This window comes from Ruegeria sp. ABV4_181 (genome assembly GCF_056158465.1).
Map to the genome: position 1 here is coordinate 428,448 of NZ_JBSWTI010000006.1, position 16,489 is coordinate 444,936.

Sequence of the window (16,489 nt, forward strand, 5' to 3'; positions counted from 1 at the left end):
TCAGCGCCGGCCAGATCAGGTGCGGGGGCACAGGCAGAAATGGCTGCGGCGAGAAGAAGGAAAGCGAAACTCTTTAATGAGCGGTTGCGATTGAGCATAGGTGTTTCACACCCCACAGATTCCAAAATTGGCGCCATTCTGAGCATTGGCTATGGCATCAAGAAAATCGGAAAAGTCTGAATTTTCAGTATATTTTTGGTGTTTAACTTGCTGTCGCCACTGGTTTTGGATCTTACTCAGCCATTCAATATGCGACAGCGATATTTGGTGGGCGTGTATCAGCCAAAGGGCGTCCGATTCCGCCAATTGCAGTTTCTGATCCCGCGACAGGTCATTCAGGCGCGACGGCGCAACACCAAGAGTGCCGGGTGGAAGCAAGGTTTTTTTGTGCGAAGACAGGGGTTCGAACAGGCCCATCTGACCTATCAATTGGCACAATTCGAGGGTCGCAGTCCTGGCCCTAAAACGGGCCTGCAGAAACGACGCGACTTTTAGCAACTCAGCCGACGGTTCGTTTTTGCTATCGAAAAACGGTACATCATCAGGGTTGGTCGACACCAACCCGGACAATTCATCCACAAGCAGTTGAAAATTCGAACATCCGTGCGCATTTCGGCCTTCTGTCGCACTCGCCTGAAATGGGTGGCATCGCAGTGCGGACGGCACATAGACGGCCAGCCATCGACCATCCTGCGATACAAACGGCGTGTCTGTTTCTTCCGTCAGGGACAAAAGGGCATGCGGTTCCATGCCCCGTTCGGTTTCACGGAAAACTATTGGAAAGGCCGCAGCGATCTGCGAAACCTCGTGCAGAACAATGGCACAATCCGTCCGGTGTGAAGCAAATTTGTAGGAGGTGAAGCGCCTCCAAAACCGCTGTCCGTGACGGGCAAAGCTCACTGGATACAGGCCATTCTGTGCCATCTATTTCCTCTTGCAAAGGGCGTGGCCGCCGATTGAAACCAGCGGCCATTGGTGGGATCAGGCGGTTGCCCCTGTTGGGTCGGTATGGAGGATGTTGTCCGCACTCAGGGTGCTCAGATCGTCCAGACCCGTGAATTGCGCAACCGTTTCGACAGCCGCCGAGTTCGGAGCCGAATAGTCGACCTTGACCAGAACACTGTCTGAGCCGTCCGTTGCCATCACATAGATTTCGTCGCCGGCCTGAACTCCGGCAAAGCTTTCGACTGCGGCTTCGATCGTTCCTGCGGACAGGTCGCCCAATACCGTTGTCAGACCCACGACGCCGGTGTCCGCCCCAATGGAATCCCCGACAGCCAGTGCTTCCACGTCCTGCCCATCACCGCGCAGAGTCCCGAACTCCAGACCGCTGAACATCAGCGCATCGGTCACTTCGGCGGCCGGGCCAACGAAGAAGCCGGTGATGGTATCCACGCCGTTCGCCGTCGGATCCGCCTCGAACACAATCACGTCTCGTCCGGCATCAGAGACGTCGATCGCGTCGTCTCCTTCCTGGCCGCGAAGGATATTGTCGGTGTCGGTTGCGATCAAAGTGTCGTCGCCGCTGGTGCCAAGTTGCAGGACAGAAGGACCTCCATCAGGCGTTGTGATCGTCAGTTCGATAGGTTGGCTCGGGTCCTGAACGGTCATGGTGAAGGTTACCAAGGGCTGCGACAGGTCAGTAAACGTAGTTGCAATACCGCCGAAATTTATGGCCGAGCCCCCGACCGGGTTCGGCAGGAACAGGTCAAAAGCCCCGTTTTCTATGCTGGACCCGGTATCGAAGGTAACAACAGATGGATCGAACCCAAGTTCCGCGGTCATGGCCAAGCCGCTTGAGATGTCGCGATCCGCATCGGCGTAGATCTCGAATGTCACGGTCGACCCGCTGATACCCGCTTGGGTGATGATGTAAGCCGCGGGCACATGCGCCGCGTTTTGGTTGGTTGCCGGCAATGGATCCGGCCCGCCCGAGACAGTTGCCTGCGCCGAGAAGATCAAGTCATCCCCTGCGGTTACCCCGGTGAAATCCGATGCCGGAAGGTTCAGCGACCAACTGCCATCAGCGCCCACTGTGGCCGTGCCGATGGAAACGCTGTTCAACGCTACATCCACGGCCTGCCCTGCGCCAAGACCCACTGACGTCCCTGAAACCGTCACGCCCGAGGACTGGGCATCCGACAGCGACACGGCGTTGTTTGTGCCCACCGGGTTTAGGGTCAGAACCGGTCGAAGGTCGGTGGTCAGCGTAGTTGTCGCTGGCGTCGCTGCGTTGCCTGCCGCGTCTGCAATTGCAGCTGTTACCGAATAGCCCGTGCTGTCCGACAGTGCTGCCAGGTCGCTGGCGGGAACGGTGGCGGACCATGTCCCTCCGGATGCTGAGCCCGTATAGGTCTGACCATTCAGGGTGACGGAAACGGATTGACCATCCTCGGCGTTCGTCGTGCCGGAAATCGTCAGGTCGCTTCCCTGTTCGATTACGTCCAGCTCCGCTCCGGTCGGTAGTGGATCAAGCGTAATAGATGGTGCCGAGAAGTCTGTGCCGAACCCGGCCGATGCGCTGGCACCGTTGCCCGCGGCATCCGAAATGGATGCGGTGACATCGTATGAAACACTGTCCTGCAATGCGCCCATATCTGCTGCCGGGGCCGTAAAACTCCAGTTTCCACCGGTGACAATCGCAGTGCCGCTGACATCGACCGTGCCGTCTGGCCTGGCAATTTCAACCGTTACCTGCGTGCCGTCCGCCGCGTCCGAGGTGCCTGTGACCGTCAGGTCCGTGGCCTGTTCGGCGGCATTCATGATCGCGCCATCGGACAATCCGGTGATCGCGACAGCCGGGGCGGTGAAATCCGTATCAAAACTGTTGCTGGCCTGCACCGCAGGGTTTCCGGCGGCGTCGGTCACATCTGCTGTCACATTCACGGTTGAACCGTCCGGCAAAGATGAAAGGTCCACCGCCGGCACTGTTACGGACCATGCGCCACCGACTGCGGTGCCAGAATAGGCTTGACCGTTCACTGAAACGGACACGCTCTGCCCGTCTTCTGCGGTTGTCGTGCCGGAAATCATCAGATCCGTGCCCTGTTCGGCGGCGTTCATGACCGCGCCGTCCGAGAAGGTGTCGATACTCAGCAGAGGTGCCGTGACATCCTTTGCCAGCGAAACGCTGGCTTGCGGGGCCGGGATCGCGTCGGAATCCGACACATCCGCTGTGACGGAAAAGGTCCCACCATCCGCCAATGCCGCCAGATCCACGGCGGGGACAGTCACACTCCAACTGCCGCCGGCGACCGTTCCGGTGTAGGTCTGCCCGTTCAGAGAAACGGAAACCTGCTGCCCATCCGGCACATTTCCCGTTATGCCCGTAATCGTCAGATCCGAGGCAATTTCGGCCGCATTAAGAACTGTGCCGACAGAAAGCGGCGCGATGCTGACCGACGGTCCTGTCAAATCCACCGGAACCGAAGCGGAGGCGGGAACCGACGTGTTGCCGGCAGCGTCGCGGACCGTGACGCTGAACTCGGCCGGAACGCCAGTGGACAGCCCGCCCAGATCGGCGCTTGGAATGGTGATGCTCCAACCACCTGCCGAGGCGGTACCGGAATAGGTTTGCCCGTCGAACATCACCGAAACCGGACGACCGTCAGCGGCGGTGGTTGTCCCGGTCAGAACCAGATCACCACCAATATCGGCCAATCCGATGGCCCCCCCGGAAATCTGGTTCAGCGAGATTGTCGGAGCGGTGAAATCCGTATCAAAACTGGCGCTGACCTGAGCCGCCGAATTGCCTGCCTGGTCACTGACATTTGCGGTGACGGCAATTGTCGAGGCGTCTGGCAGCGAATTTAGGTCCGTCGCGGGGACACTCACGCTCCACTTCCCGTCGGAGACGGTGCCAGAATAATCCTGCCCGTTGATCGTGACCGTTACCGTCTGGCCGTCTTCCGCATTCGTCGTTCCGGTCACCCTAAGATCGCTGTCCTGTTCCGACGCGTTCAAGACCGCGCCGCCGGAAAACCCCGATATCGACAGGGTGGGGGGAACGGTATCGACATCGAACCTGACGGTTTCGACCGAAAGCTCCTCTCCGTCGCTGTCCAGGTTGCGGATTGTGACCGTCCTGACCCCTTGCGGCAGGTTGGCGGCCTCGTCAGCCGTCAGCGAAACGCTCCAAGTTCCGTCCGCTTTCGGAGTCACGGTTTTGGTCAGAGACCCGATCGAGATTTCCACGGTCTCCGTTCCGTCCGGGGCAAGTATCTTTGTGCTTGCACTGCTCAGGGCGTTTGCCTGTGATCCGGTAAGGTTGAGGCTGGGATAGCGGGGTTCGGGCGTGGGGGCGGTTTCTTCATCATCGCCACCCCCACCGCCGCCGCCGCCAGCAGCAGCCGCGCCGGCAAGGCCAAGGCCGCCCAATACGGCGCCGGTGCCGCTGATGCCGCCGGCCGCTGCGGCGCCACCAGCTTCGGCGGCAAGGCTGAACTGGGCGATTTCGGCCACGGCCTCTTCGGCGATCATGATCGCGCCACTTTCCAGCACCTGAACATTTTCGGCCGCGACGATCATCGTGCGCCCATCCGCAAGTTTCAGCAGAGCATCGCCATTTTTGAGCAGCTTGACCGACCGCACTCCGGGAATCGTTTCCGCAAACTGATAGGCATACAGTTCCTCGATGGTCGCCTGTGCCAGTGCCGGCAAAGCCAAAAGCGTGGATCCAAGCCCGCCGGCAATTCCACGCCCGGCCCAGCGACGCATTTTTCCGTCGATCCACCGGCGGATGCCCTGCTTACGCTCTGCGTCCGGCAGAAGATCGGCTGGATTGAACTTGCGATCAGGTTCTTTGGTCATCTTGCCCTCACATGTGGTTTCCGCGCCCGCCCGACGGGTCCAGGTTTTGTTCATCTGTCTTCCCCATCGGTGACTCATGCGGCCGGACCAGAAAAAATTGAGTTAAACTGAAGCCGAACTCCTCGTTTTCACCACAATCCCGCTCGGGTTTCGGACCTTGCATCGGATCATCCTGCATTTGGTGCCAGGTGTGGCGTGGGGTGATTTGGTATGATGCTTCAGTTCGAAGGCGTGGTTGCAACAGGAAGCGCAGCGCTCGATTCAGGTATCGGCGATACGGCTTTAAAAACGTTTAACGGGGAAACGTACCTGTACAGCGTGACGGGTCCCGGCGGCGGCGTTGCGGTCTGGAAGCTGGTCGAAGGCGCGGTACCGCAGTTACAGGACACCAAGTATTTCAGCGGAACAATCACGTTTCAGGTTGGTCGCAGCGGCTCACCAATTTCCCTCGCCGGAGAAGAACAGTTGGTGCTGGACGTGAACTCAGCAACGGGGCTGGTCGGGTACGCACTTAATCCCGATGGGACGGTGGGCACCCTTCAGGAGACCGGGACTCTGGTGGGTGGCGGCGACATCTCGGCGCTGGTTCAGATCGGCAATCTCCTGACTGTCGCGCATGACGCAACCAGTCAGATCGCGACTTATATTGTAAACGGTGACGGGACGCTGAGCCTTGCGGCATCTGTTTCAGGTGAGGCCGATTCGATGCAGGTGGTGCAAGCCGGCGGTGACTTTTTTGCGGTCGCGTCGGATGCGGCCACAAGCACAGTCAGCACCTTCAGTATCGAAGGGGCCACTGGCGCGCTGAGCATGATCGACAACAGTGATGCGCTGTCAACACTGGGCATTGCGACGCCAACGGCGGTTGAGGTCGTGCAGGCGCAAGGGCAAACCTGGGTCATTGTGGCGGGGGCGGACAGCAACTCTCTCAGTGTGATGGAACTGGCGGGTGACGGTCGCCTGATCCCCACCGATCACGTACTGGATACGCTGGATACGCGTTTCGAGTCGGTTCAGGACATGGCCGTCATCGAAGCGGACGGGCATGTGTTCGTTGTGGCCGGTGGCGGTGACGACGGGGTCAGCCTGTTCACACTCACCCCCGATGGTCAGTTGGTGCATCTGGACAGTTTTGCGGACACGCTTCAAAGCGGATTGCAGAATGTGGAAACGCTCAGCGTTGCCCATGTAGGGGACGAGTTGCAGATCATCGCCGGATCACAGCAGGAGGCGGGGCTGACGCAGCTGAGCGTGTCGATTGCCGATCTGGGCATTGTGCGCGACGGATTTGGCGCGGTGGCCGGAACTGCGCAGAACGACATGCTGAGCGGCAGCATTCTGGAGTCGACCCTATATGGCGGGTCCGGCGACGACATTCTGATCGCAGGTACAGGTGCCACGACGATGAATGGCGGGCCGGGTGCCGATATCTTTGTCATGCAATATGGCGGCGATCCCACCACCATCAACGACTTTCAGGCTGGCACGGATCGGCTGGACCTGTTCGACTATCCGATGTTGCGAAGCCCCGGGCAACTCACCTTTACGTCCACGGCGCAGGGGGCGCAGATCGAATACCTCAACGAAATGATCGAGATCATCTCGGCCTCGGGCGGGCCGTTGACCAGCGCCGACGTCTTCGGTGCGGGCTTTGGGGGTCCGGATCATATTCCCGTTAATTTCGGAGATTTCGGAGGGTTGGACCCCGACAGCTCAAGCGGGGTGCAGGGGAATATTTCGATCCGCTCCGATACGGCAAACGCCGGTCTGTCGGACGCAGAAATCCGGTTCACCCCCGATGGCGGCGGAACCGTCAGTGTCCGAGCGGATGCAGAAGGCCGGTTTGATCTGGATTTGCCAGCGGGAACCTTTGCGGTCGAACTTGACATCATCAAGACCTATTCGACAGCCAGCACAGAGATTACCGCACTGGACGCCTTGCAGGTTTTGCGCATCTCGGTGGGGCTGGACCCGACCTGGGGTCCGGCGTCGCCCGAAATCCTGATCGCCGCTGACATTACCCAGGATGGAAACGTCAGCGCGCTTGATGCGCTGGCCATCTTGCAGGTTGCCGTTGGGCAACCGGGCACGCATGACGCGGAATGGGTGTTTCTGGACAGCGCGGCGGACCTGTCGGCAATCACCAAGACCAATGTCACCTACCAGACGGGCGTCGATGTGGTTGCGGTGGACAATGTGATATCCACCGACATGACATCAATTCTGCTGGGCAATCTGGAACCGTTCTGACCGGCAGGCTAAGTTACTCCCGGAAAGCCCGGTTGAAATAGTCGGCCATCGGCTTGACCAGATAAGACAGCGGCGTTCTTTCGTCGGTCTTGATCATGGTTTCAACCGGCATCCCCGGCAACAGCGCCTGCCCGTTCAGGCGTTCCAGCTGATCATCCTCGGGCACAACTTCGGCGCGATAGAACGTCTGGCCCGAGTTTTCATCGGTAAACGTATCAGCCGACACCGTGATGACGCGCCCGTCAATCTCCGGCGTCTCGCGCTGGTTGAACGCGGGAAAGCGCAGGGCCACGGGTTGCCCGATATGCAACTGATCAACATGGATCGCATCCACGCGGGCAGCCACCAGCAGGGGCGTGTCCTGCGGCACGACATACATCATCGGCTCGGCCGGCTGGATCACTGATTGCAGTGCAAAGACCTGGCTGCCGTAAACTGTTCCGGTGACGGGTGCGCGAATGTCCAGTCGGGACAGCCGCACATCCAGCGAGAGGCGGCGTTCAGCCAGTTCAGAAATCTGAGTCTGAACATCGCGCAGCTCGGTGATCGCCTCTTCCCGCCGAGTGGCGGTCAGTTCGACGATTTCGATCTCTGTCGCAGCGATCTGACCTTTCAGACGCGCAACAGCGGATTCAAGCCGGCCAATTTCGCCGGTCAGGCTGGCTTCTTCCCGTTGCAGGGCCGATACCCGGCTGGCCTGCGTCAGACCGCGTACAAGCAGGTTTTGCTGGTCCTTCAGTTCCACCTGAATCAGCTCCACCTGACGGCGCAGGGACACAAGCTGCGCATCGGTGCCTTCGATCTCGCTTTCGATCTGAACCAGTTGCTTGCCCAGTTGTTCGGTCTGCTGCGTCAGCGTCTCCAGGCGCGCCTCGAACAGGCTTTTCTGGCCATCTACCAGTTCAGGATCGATGCCTTCCTTTTCCTGAATGGCCTGCATCTGCGCCGCCAGAGTTTCGGCGTCCACCCCATCGCGTTCCGCCTCCAGCCGGGTTCTGCGAGCCAGCAACTCGAACAGTTGCAGATTCGACGATCGTTTTTTCCGACGTCAGAAAGGTATCGTCCAGACGCACCAGCAGGTCGCCTTCGGAAACCGCGTCACCGTCGCGCACGTAAATCTCGCCCACGACGCCACCATCCGGGTGTTCGACCACCTGCCGGTTGCTCTGAACCTCAATGGCGCCCTGAGAGATGATGGCACCGGCCAGGCGCGTCTTGACGGACCAGACGCCCAGACCGCCGACGAGAATGATCAGGGCCAGAAAGCCGACAAAAGCGGGGACCGTAATTTGCCAGACCGGGCGATTTTTATTTGCTGCCTTGTTCTTCATCATTCGCCCACCTGGCTGAGACCGCGTTTGATGGCGCCGGCGTTTTGCACCATGGCACCCAGCACTTCGTCGCGGCTGCCAAACTTCACAACCTGCCCGCGTTCGACAACGGCCAGATCGTCGCATTCCGAAATCGCCTGCGGGCGATGGGTCATGATAATCGCTGATTTGCCCGCGGATTTGAGCTCTCTCACAGCGGCATTCAGCGCCTCGGTGCCATCGGCGTCCAGTGCCGAGTTCGGCTCATCCAGGATCAGCAGGACTGGGTCGCCATAGAGCGCACGGGCCAGGGCGATACGCTGCTTCTGACCGCCGGACAACTGACTGTCATTGCCTTCCAAGAATGTGTCATAACCCTTTTCAAGGGACAGGATCAGCTCGTGCGCCTTGGCTTTCTTGGCGGCCGCGACGATTGCCTGCGGGTCCGGTTCTTCGGACATCCGGGCAATGTTTTCGGCCACGGTACCGTTGAACAAGGTGACCTCTTGCGGCAGGTAGCCGATATGCTGACCCAGGTCATTCGGGTCGTACTGATCCAGAGCGGCACCACCCAGGCGGATTTCACCGGCGGCGGGCCGCCACAATCCCAGCAACGCTTTGGCCAGGGTCGACTTGCCCGACCCGCTTTTGCCAATGACCCCAAGGGCTTTACCCGGTTCCAGACGCAGTTTGACATTGCGAAGCGTAGGCGTATCCGCGCCGGGCGGAATTACAGTCAGCCCCTTGGCGGTCAGCCGCGCCTCGGGGACCGGCAATTTGGTGCGCTTGGGTTCCGGTGGGGTCGCGTCCAGATACATGTTCAGCGATGTCCACGCCGTGCGCGCCCGTTCGATCAGCCCCCACTGACCCACGGCCTGTTCGACAGGTGCCAGCGCCCGTCCCAGCAGGATCGAACCGGCGATCATTGCGCCGGGCGTCAGTTCGTTGCGCAAAACCAGCCACGCGCCAAGCGCCAGCATGGCGGATTGCAGAAACAGTCGCAGCGATTTGGTCAGTGACGTAAAGCTGCCGGTCCAGTCGCTGGCCGCAATTGTCTGGCGCAGGGCGTTGGTCCGCTGCTTTTGCCACCGCATGGTGATGTCTTCCTGCATTCCCTGAGACCGCACCACTTCGGCAGCCTGTCTGGCATGTTCGGAAAAGGCGTTGGCCTGCGCCGAGGCGCGCTGTGCCTCGGCAACTTTGCTTTGGGTCAGAAACTGGTTCAGCAGGGCAATGACGACCAGCAATGTCCCGCCGGCCACGGCCAGCCAGCCCAAAAGGGGATGGAACAGGAAGATTGCCGCCAAAAAGACAGGGGTCCAAGGGATGTCCATCACCGCCAGCAGAACCGGCGAAGAACAGAGGTTTTGAATGGTTTCCAGATCCCGCAGGGCTGTGGCCGGGGCCGACCGCGCCTTGGGAAACAGCGACCGCCGCAAGGTTGCATCAAAAACCCGCTCGTCCAGCTGCGATTGAAACCGTGCGCCGAAGCGCGCCACGATCCTGCCGCGAGCGTAATCCAGCATCGCCATCAGGCCGTAAAGCAGCGCCACCAGCAGAAACAGCGCGGTCAGGGTTTCGACGGCGCGCGATCCCAGAACGCGGTCATAGACCTGAAGCATAAACAATGGTCCGGTCAGCATCAGCAGGTTGACGAAAACGCTGAACAGAAACGCCAGAGCCAGAAATACAACGCCCTGATTGCGTACTTTGCGCAGCTCATAGCGGGGCGGTACGGACATGTGTCTTCCGATGTTCACGAAGCGGACCTTTGCAGCAGGTAATTGTGGCACAGGCAGGCCTGCGATGCGCGCCACCTTATTTTATTGTCGCAGGGCTGAAAACGAAGAAGTCGGTGTATCGGCGAAATGCCCCAGCCTGTCAACAACGGGACCCCGGCGCAGGCGGACCTGCGCCACATCACATGCCGCCAAGGCTGGTTTCCATCGCTGTTTCGCAAAACGACCGCACCAGTCGAGACTCGGCGCGGTCGTTGAGATGCGCAAGGTAATATCTGGTTTCCACACGTGCATCCTTGATGGGGATCGCGCGCAGATTGGGGTGGGGAACAAATTCAAAATCTGCAACAAATCCAATGCCGATCCCCTGTTCGACAGCTTTCCAGATCGCCTCGCGGCTGCCAAGTTCCAGTATCGGTTCCATTTCGATTTCACGTTTTCCGGTTTCGGTCTCGATGGCTGCTCTGGTTGTTGACCCGGCTTCGCGGCGGACGACCTTTTGCCGGTGCAGGTCGGACATCAGGATACCGTCCTTTTGAAAGAACGGGTGGTCCGAATTGACAAAAGCGACCACCTCATGCGTGCTGTAGAGCCGAGTCGTGACGCGCGGGTCGGATTGCACCTCGGCCAGAATCGCAACGTCGGCTTCGTAGGAAAGAACCCGCTCAAAGCATCGCTGCGAGTTTCCGAACCAGACCTCAAGATCAATGGCCGGATATCTGGACTTGAAGGCAACAATCATGTCGGTCGCATGAAAGGGTCCGACGGCTGCAATGCTGAGACGACCGGCGTGGAACCCGCGAAATGAATCCAGCAAGGTTTCGGCATCGACCTCGGCCTGATGCAGCCGGGATGTGATCGCCAGCAATTCCTGCCCCGCGTGGGTTAGGCGAACGTCGCGCCCGACGCGGTTGAACAACTGAACGTCATAGCGCCTCTCCAGGTCGCGCACCTGAGTCGATAGAGTAGGCTGGCTGATATTCAGCTCATTGGCGGCGGCGGAAAACCCGCGAAACGTAGCCACGGCGTGAAAGGATCTGAGCTCGGATTTTAACATAGGCTCAGAATATGGAACGGGCGGATGAAATCAATTGGATCGATGGATTTGCCATCGGTATCAGAGCGGATTTGCTTGCACAGTGTGCCACGAATGCGCTCGGGTCTCACTGTTTTCCTGCTTGAGCTACTACGCGAACTTCGCGTAGAAACCCGGGCAAACCTTGGGTGTTGGCCGCATGGCGAACCGTCCCTTCCGGGACGGAACAGGCAAGATTGAAAAGAACCCGGCGATCTTCGGCCACTTCGCGAACGGATACCGCGCCCCGGTGACAGAAGCAGAGAGCCTCAGAAACGGGTCCGGCGAAATCCAGCGCCGAAACGCCCGGCTATTTCCCTTTCCAGACCGGATCACGTTTCTCTGCAAATGCCCGTGCGCCTTCCAACTGATCCTCGCTGGCGTAAAGAACGTCCACTGAACGCAGCTGGCGTTTGGTGATGCGGTTCATTGTGTCCTGAAAGTTGCTGTCCTCGGCCTCGCGCACGATTTCCTTGATTGCCGCGTAAACAAGCGGCGGACCCGATGCCAGCAGGCGGGCAAGCTCCCGCGCGCGGTTCATCAGTTGATCTCCCGGAACAACTTCGTTCACCAGACCCCAGCGGTTGGCTTCTTCGGCATCGAACCAGCGGCCCGTCAGCAGCAGTTCCATCGCGATGTGATAGGGGATGCGTTTCGGCAGCTTCACGCTGGCGGCGTCTGCCACGGTGCCGGACCGGATTTCCGGCAACGCGAAAGTGGCGTGGTCAGCGGCAAGGATCATGTCGGCGGACAGCGCCAGCTCCAGCCCGCCGCCACAGGCGATGCCGTTGACGGCGGCGACCACAGGTTTGTTCAGATCGCGCAGTTCCTGCAACCCGCCGAAACCGCCCACACCGTAATCGCCATCCACGGCATCTCCGTCAGCAGCGGCCTTCAGGTCCCAGCCGGGGCAAAAGAACTTCTCATCTGCGCCGGTCAGGATGGCCACGCGCAGATCCGGATCGTCACGGAAATCGGCAAACACGTCGCCCATGATCCGGCTGGTGGCCAGATCGATGGCATTGGCCTTGGGCCGGTCCAGCGTCACCTCAAGGATTGCACCGTCGCGTCGGGTTCTGATCGGGTCCATGGCTCAGGCCTTTCTGATAAGAGCGTCCACCGCGACAGCCCTATCCGGCGTGCAGAGGAGCGGGTTGATTTCGACCTCGCCAAGCGAGTCGGCGTTTCGAATGACATAGTCCTGAACGGCCTCGACCGTGGCAATAACCGCGTCCATATCAGCCGCCGGCTGGCCACGATAGCCTGTCAACAGCGGCGCGATACTCAGTTTCTGGGACGCGGCACGGATATCCTCGGACGTGCTGGGCACAAGCAGAGAGACGGTATCTCGCAGCACTTCGGTCAGCACCCCGCCCGCGCCCAGCGTCAGAACGAAACCATGCGCCGGGTCGCGAACTACTCCGACCAACACTTCGGCCACAGCGCCGGTGATCATCTCTTCGATCAGAATGTCCTGGGTGCCAATCTCTGCCGCGACATCTGCCACCTCCGCGGTCTCGACACCCAATCTCACCGCTGCATGTTCGGTTTTATGCGCCAGACCCACGCCCTTCACAGCAAACGGGGCGTTCAGAGCCTGTGCCGCGGCGTGTGCCTGGGTTGGGCTGCGCACCGTGCGGTTCTGCGGAACTTGTATGCCGCAATCGGCCAGTGCTTGCTTGGAGTCAGCCTCGGACAGGGTACGCATTGCCCCGGCCGAGCCCGGCAGGCACACCGGGTCCGCAGCCGGGGCCTTGATCTGACCGGCCGCGCGAATGGCGGACAGCGCTTCGCGCAGCCCCATGAACGGCACCACGCCGCCTGCGACCAGTTCTCGTGCGATATCTTCCGGCAAAAGTTCTGGCAATGTCGCGGCAATGGCAAAACGCGCGCCGGTCTCGGCCCGCACATTCAGCGCAGCGCGGGTTGCATGGGCCCAGTCCGTCGGATCTGTGGTCGGGTAGTCCACGATCGAGAGGGTCAGGTCGATATCCTCGCCGGTCATGCCGGACCACACCTGTGTCATCGCCGCCTCGTCGCGCCATATATAGGTGTGGTAGTCCAGCGGGTTGTTCAGGGCGACCATGGTCCCGAGGGCTGCACGCAATCGGGTCTTCTTGTCCTTTGTAAGACAAGGGAAAGTCAGACCGGTTCCAACAGCCATATCTGCGATCAGGCTTGCCTCGCCACCCGAACAGCTGATTGAGGCAATATTGCTGCCGGGCAGCGGGCCATAACAATGAATCAACTTCAGCGTTTCAAGAAAATCGGGCAGAGCCGTCAGGCGTGGAATACCCAGCCGTTCCAGCAGGGCCTGCGCGCCGGCATCGCTGCCGGCCAGGGACGCGGTGTGGGAAACCGTGGCGGCCTGCGCCTGTTCCGAAGCCCCGACCTTGAGCGCGATCAGCGGGACGCCCTTGTCATGCGCCTTCGCCGCCAGCGCCTCCCATTCGCGGATATCCTTGAACCCTTCAACATGCAGGCCCACGGCCGTCACGCGCGGATCGTCGATCAGGCAGGCGGCGATTTCCGCCTGACTGGTTTGCGCCATATTCCCGCAGGCCACCATATAGGCAATCGGCAATCCGCGTTTCTGCATGGTCAGGTTGATCGAGATGTTCGAACTTTGCGTCAGGATCGCCACCCCCTTGTCAACCGGAGCAGCCCCATGCTGATCCGGCCACAACAAGGCCCCGTCCAGAGCATTGATAAAGCCATAGCAGTTCGGGCCCAGTATCGGCATCTGACCGGCGGCAGTAATCAGTTTTTCCTGCAAGCCCTCGCCGCTGTCATCCTCGGCTAAGGCTTCGGAAAAGCCCGAGGCGAAGCAGACCGCACCCCCGGCACCCATGTCGGACAAGGCCCTTACGGCCTCGATCGTGGAGTGCCGGTTTATGCCGATAAACACGGCATCCGGCGCGGCGGGCAGGTCTTCGAGCCGGGCGTAGGCCCGGTGCCCCGCAACCTGATCAGATTTGGGATGCACCGGCCAGATTTCACTGGAGTATCCCATGCGTTCCGATTGCAGAATAACCTGCTTGCACCAGGCGCCGCCGCCAATGACAGCGATGGAGTTCGGGCGCAGCAGGCGGGTCAAATCTTTGGTCATGACCGGATTAGGCACCCAGGGGGCGCAGCAAGTCGCGACTGATGATGTGGCGCTGAATTTCGCTGGTCCCGTCCCAGATGCGTTCAACGCGCGCATCGCGCCAGAACCGTTCGATCGGGAAGTCATCCATAAGACCCATTCCGCCAAAGATTTGCAGTGTGCTGTCGGTCACCCGCGCCAGCATCTCGGACGCATATAGCTTGGCCGAGGCGATTTCGCGATTCGCGGGCAGGTTCTGATCCAGACGCCAGGCGGCGGACAGGGTTAGCCAGTCTGCCGCATCGATCTCGGTGATCATGTCGGCGATCTGAAAGCCGACACCCTGAAACTTGCCGATGGGCTGCCCGAATTGTTTGCGCTCGGCGGCGTAGTTCAGCGCATAGTCAAAGCAACGGCGCGCGCGGCCAACTGAAAAAGCGGCAACCGTCAGACGCGTCGCATAAAGCCATTCGTTCATCACGGCAAAGCCGCCATCGACCTCACCCAAAACCTGCGCGTCGGGCAGGCGGCAATTGTCGAAGTAGAGGATGTAGTTCTTGTATCCTTTATGACTGACCGAGTTATAGCCTTCGCGCACTTCAAAACCGGGCGTGCCGCGATCCACCAGAAACGTGGTGATGCGCTTTTTCGGCCCCTTCGGGGTTTCGTCCACGCCGGTGGCGATGAAAACGATAAAGAAATCCGCGTGCTCAGCGCCCGAGATAAAATGCTTCGAGCCGTTGACGACCCAATCGCCGCCGTCCCGCACGGCCTGACATTTCATGCCGCGCACATCCGATCCCGCATCCGGTTCGGTCATTGCCAGCGCGTCCATCTTTTCGCCGCGCACGGCAGGCAGCAGGTAGCGCGCGCGCTGGTCGTCATTGCAGGCCATCAGAATATTCTGCGGCCGGCCAAAGAAATGGGTCAGCGCCATGGATCCTCGCCCAAGTTCACGCTCGACCAGTGTGAAATCCAGATGGGACAGTCCGGCACCGCCGACCTCTTCCGGGAAGTTGCAGGCATAGAACCCCAGATCGATGCATTTCTGCTTGATCTCAGCGCCCAGTTCCAACGGTACAGAGCCGTTGCGTTCGACAGCCGCCTCATGGGGATAGATTTCGTTTTCGACAAAACTGCGAACCGTGGAAACGATCATTTCCTGTTCGTCTGACAGACCAAACTGCATGTCACGCCTTCCTTGGCTGGGTGATTGACGAATGAAACGGTACAAGACATGTTGGCGGTATGCAGAGTTGGAGCAAAAACATGCAGAGTTGGTAAATTTTGGCCCAGCGTTTCAATATTCTGCTGTTTGATGGCTTTTCGAACCACTGCCTTGCCAACATGGTCGAACCGTTGCGAGCCGCCAATACGCTGGCGCGGCAGGCGCTCTATGCGTGGCAGTTCTGTTCTCTGGACGGACACCCCATCCGCAGTTCCAGCGGTCTTGTCGTCACACCCGATGCGGCGCTGAGCGATCAGACCGGTGATGTGCTGGTTGTCATGCCGTCCTATGGCTACCTGAAGCTTGACACGCACCCAACCATCCGTGTCCTTCTGGCGGCGGCCAGACGGCATTCGCAATTGGCCGGGCTGGATACCGGAAGCTGGCTGCTGGCCCGCGCGGGGTTGCTGGATGATCACCGCGCAACCATCCATTGGGATGAGCTGTCGCGGTTCGAAGAGAGCTTTCCTGCGGTCAACGCAGTTCGGGAGCGTTTCGTCATAGATGGCAATCGGATGACCTGTTCCGGAGCGATGGCGGCGTTTGATCTTGCCTCAGCCCTGATCCGGCGCGATCACGGTCCGTTTCTGTCGATGGAGGTGGCTCATCTGCTGATGAGCCGCGGCGCTGCCGATCACTACGCGCTGCCGCTGAAATCCGAGGACACTCTGGTCAATCGCGCGTTGTCGGTCATGCAGGCAAATCTGGAAACCCCGCTGACGATCAGCGAGCTCGCCCGCAGGATCGGATGCTCGCAAAAGCGGATCGAAATGCGGGTTCAGGCCCAGCTCGGAACCACCCCACAGGCATTGTACCGGCGGCTGCGCCTAATTCTTGCGCGCAGGCTGGCAGAAGAGACAGAACAATCCATCGCGGAAATCGCCGCTCGGTGCGGGTATGAAAACGCCAGCGCCATGACCCGGGCGTTCAGGGCTGAGTTTGGTCAAACCCCGACATCGTTTCGCGGCCAGTGACATCCGGCTAGCCTGT

General features: G+C 60.0%; 9 protein-coding genes and 1 pseudogene. 2 read left to right on the plus strand and 8 right to left on the minus strand.

All coding sequences use genetic code 11. The annotated features are described in order from the left end of the window. Window positions 1-105 precede the first annotated feature (105 nt). Window positions 106-924, minus strand: a complete 819-nt coding sequence (locus ACXAC3_RS21450; RefSeq protein WP_475164706.1) for a SapC family protein — start codon at window positions 922-924, stop codon at window positions 106-108. Between the two features lie 57 nt (window positions 925-981). Further along, on the minus strand, window positions 982-4,809 hold the full coding sequence (locus ACXAC3_RS21455; RefSeq protein ID WP_475164707.1) for an Ig-like domain-containing protein: 3,828 nt from the start codon (window positions 4,807-4,809) through the stop codon (window positions 982-984). A gap of 210 nt (window positions 4,810-5,019) precedes the next feature. Here ACXAC3_RS21455 and ACXAC3_RS21460 point away from each other — a divergent pair, with 210 nt between their 5' ends. Beyond that, window positions 5,020-7,059 (plus strand): M10 family metallopeptidase C-terminal domain-containing protein, encoded by a 2,040-nt coding sequence (locus ACXAC3_RS21460; protein WP_475164711.1) that lies wholly within the window; start codon window positions 5,020-5,022, stop codon window positions 7,057-7,059. A 13-nt stretch (window positions 7,060-7,072) separates the two neighbouring features. Here ACXAC3_RS21460 and ACXAC3_RS21465 read toward each other — a convergent pair. The 6 genes and pseudogenes from ACXAC3_RS21465 to ACXAC3_RS21490 form a co-directional block, all read right to left on the minus strand. After that, window positions 7,073-8,390 (minus strand): annotated as a pseudogene (locus ACXAC3_RS21465) (HlyD family type I secretion periplasmic adaptor subunit). Next, window positions 8,390-10,111, minus strand: coding sequence for a type I secretion system permease/ATPase (locus ACXAC3_RS21470; RefSeq protein WP_475164712.1), 1,722 nt, complete (start codon window positions 10,109-10,111; stop codon window positions 8,390-8,392). The pseudogene ACXAC3_RS21465 and the gene ACXAC3_RS21470 overlap by 1 nt, the downstream one beginning before the upstream one ends. A gap of 178 nt (window positions 10,112-10,289) precedes the next feature. Next, the gene (locus ACXAC3_RS21475) at window positions 10,290-11,165 is read right to left on the minus strand and encodes a LysR substrate-binding domain-containing protein (RefSeq protein WP_475164714.1); all 876 of its coding nucleotides are present in this window, start codon (window positions 11,163-11,165) and stop codon (window positions 10,290-10,292) included. Window positions 11,166-11,493: 328 nt separating this feature from the next. After that, window positions 11,494-12,273 (minus strand): carnitinyl-CoA dehydratase, encoded by a 780-nt coding sequence (locus ACXAC3_RS21480; RefSeq protein ID WP_475164716.1) that lies wholly within the window; start codon window positions 12,271-12,273, stop codon window positions 11,494-11,496. 3 nt (window positions 12,274-12,276) lie between these two features. Continuing rightward, window positions 12,277-14,292 carry an acetate--CoA ligase family protein gene (locus ACXAC3_RS21485; protein ID WP_475164717.1) on the minus strand — a complete coding sequence of 672 codons (2,016 nt, stop codon included), beginning with the start codon at window positions 14,290-14,292 and terminating at the stop codon, window positions 12,277-12,279. 7 nt (window positions 14,293-14,299) lie between these two features. After that, on the minus strand, window positions 14,300-15,460 hold the full coding sequence (locus tag ACXAC3_RS21490; protein ID WP_475164718.1) for an acyl-CoA dehydrogenase family protein: 1,161 nt from the start codon (window positions 15,458-15,460) through the stop codon (window positions 14,300-14,302). 98 nt (window positions 15,461-15,558) lie between these two features. Here ACXAC3_RS21490 and ACXAC3_RS21495 point away from each other — a divergent pair, with 98 nt between their 5' ends. After that, window positions 15,559-16,473, plus strand: coding sequence for a GlxA family transcriptional regulator (locus ACXAC3_RS21495; protein WP_475164720.1), 915 nt, complete (start codon window positions 15,559-15,561; stop codon window positions 16,471-16,473). Window positions 16,474-16,489: the final 16 nt, after the last annotated feature.

Coding starts and splice junctions, on each gene's coding strand:
- ACXAC3_RS21450 (WP_475164706.1), bottom strand. CDS start 924: ATGGCACAGAATGGCCTGTATCCAGTGAGCTTTGCCCGTCACGGACAG.
- ACXAC3_RS21455 (WP_475164707.1), bottom strand. CDS start 4,809: ATGACCAAAGAACCTGATCGCAAGTTCAATCCAGCCGATCTTCTGCCG.
- ACXAC3_RS21460 (WP_475164711.1), top strand. CDS start 5,020: ATGATGCTTCAGTTCGAAGGCGTGGTTGCAACAGGAAGCGCAGCGCTC.
- ACXAC3_RS21470 (WP_475164712.1), bottom strand. CDS start 10,111: ATGTCCGTACCGCCCCGCTATGAGCTGCGCAAAGTACGCAATCAGGGC.
- ACXAC3_RS21475 (WP_475164714.1), bottom strand. CDS start 11,165: ATGTTAAAATCCGAGCTCAGATCCTTTCACGCCGTGGCTACGTTTCGC.
- ACXAC3_RS21480 (WP_475164716.1), bottom strand. CDS start 12,273: ATGGACCCGATCAGAACCCGACGCGACGGTGCAATCCTTGAGGTGACG.
- ACXAC3_RS21485 (WP_475164717.1), bottom strand. CDS start 14,292: ATGACCAAAGATTTGACCCGCCTGCTGCGCCCGAACTCCATCGCTGTC.
- ACXAC3_RS21490 (WP_475164718.1), bottom strand. CDS start 15,460: ATGCAGTTTGGTCTGTCAGACGAACAGGAAATGATCGTTTCCACGGTT.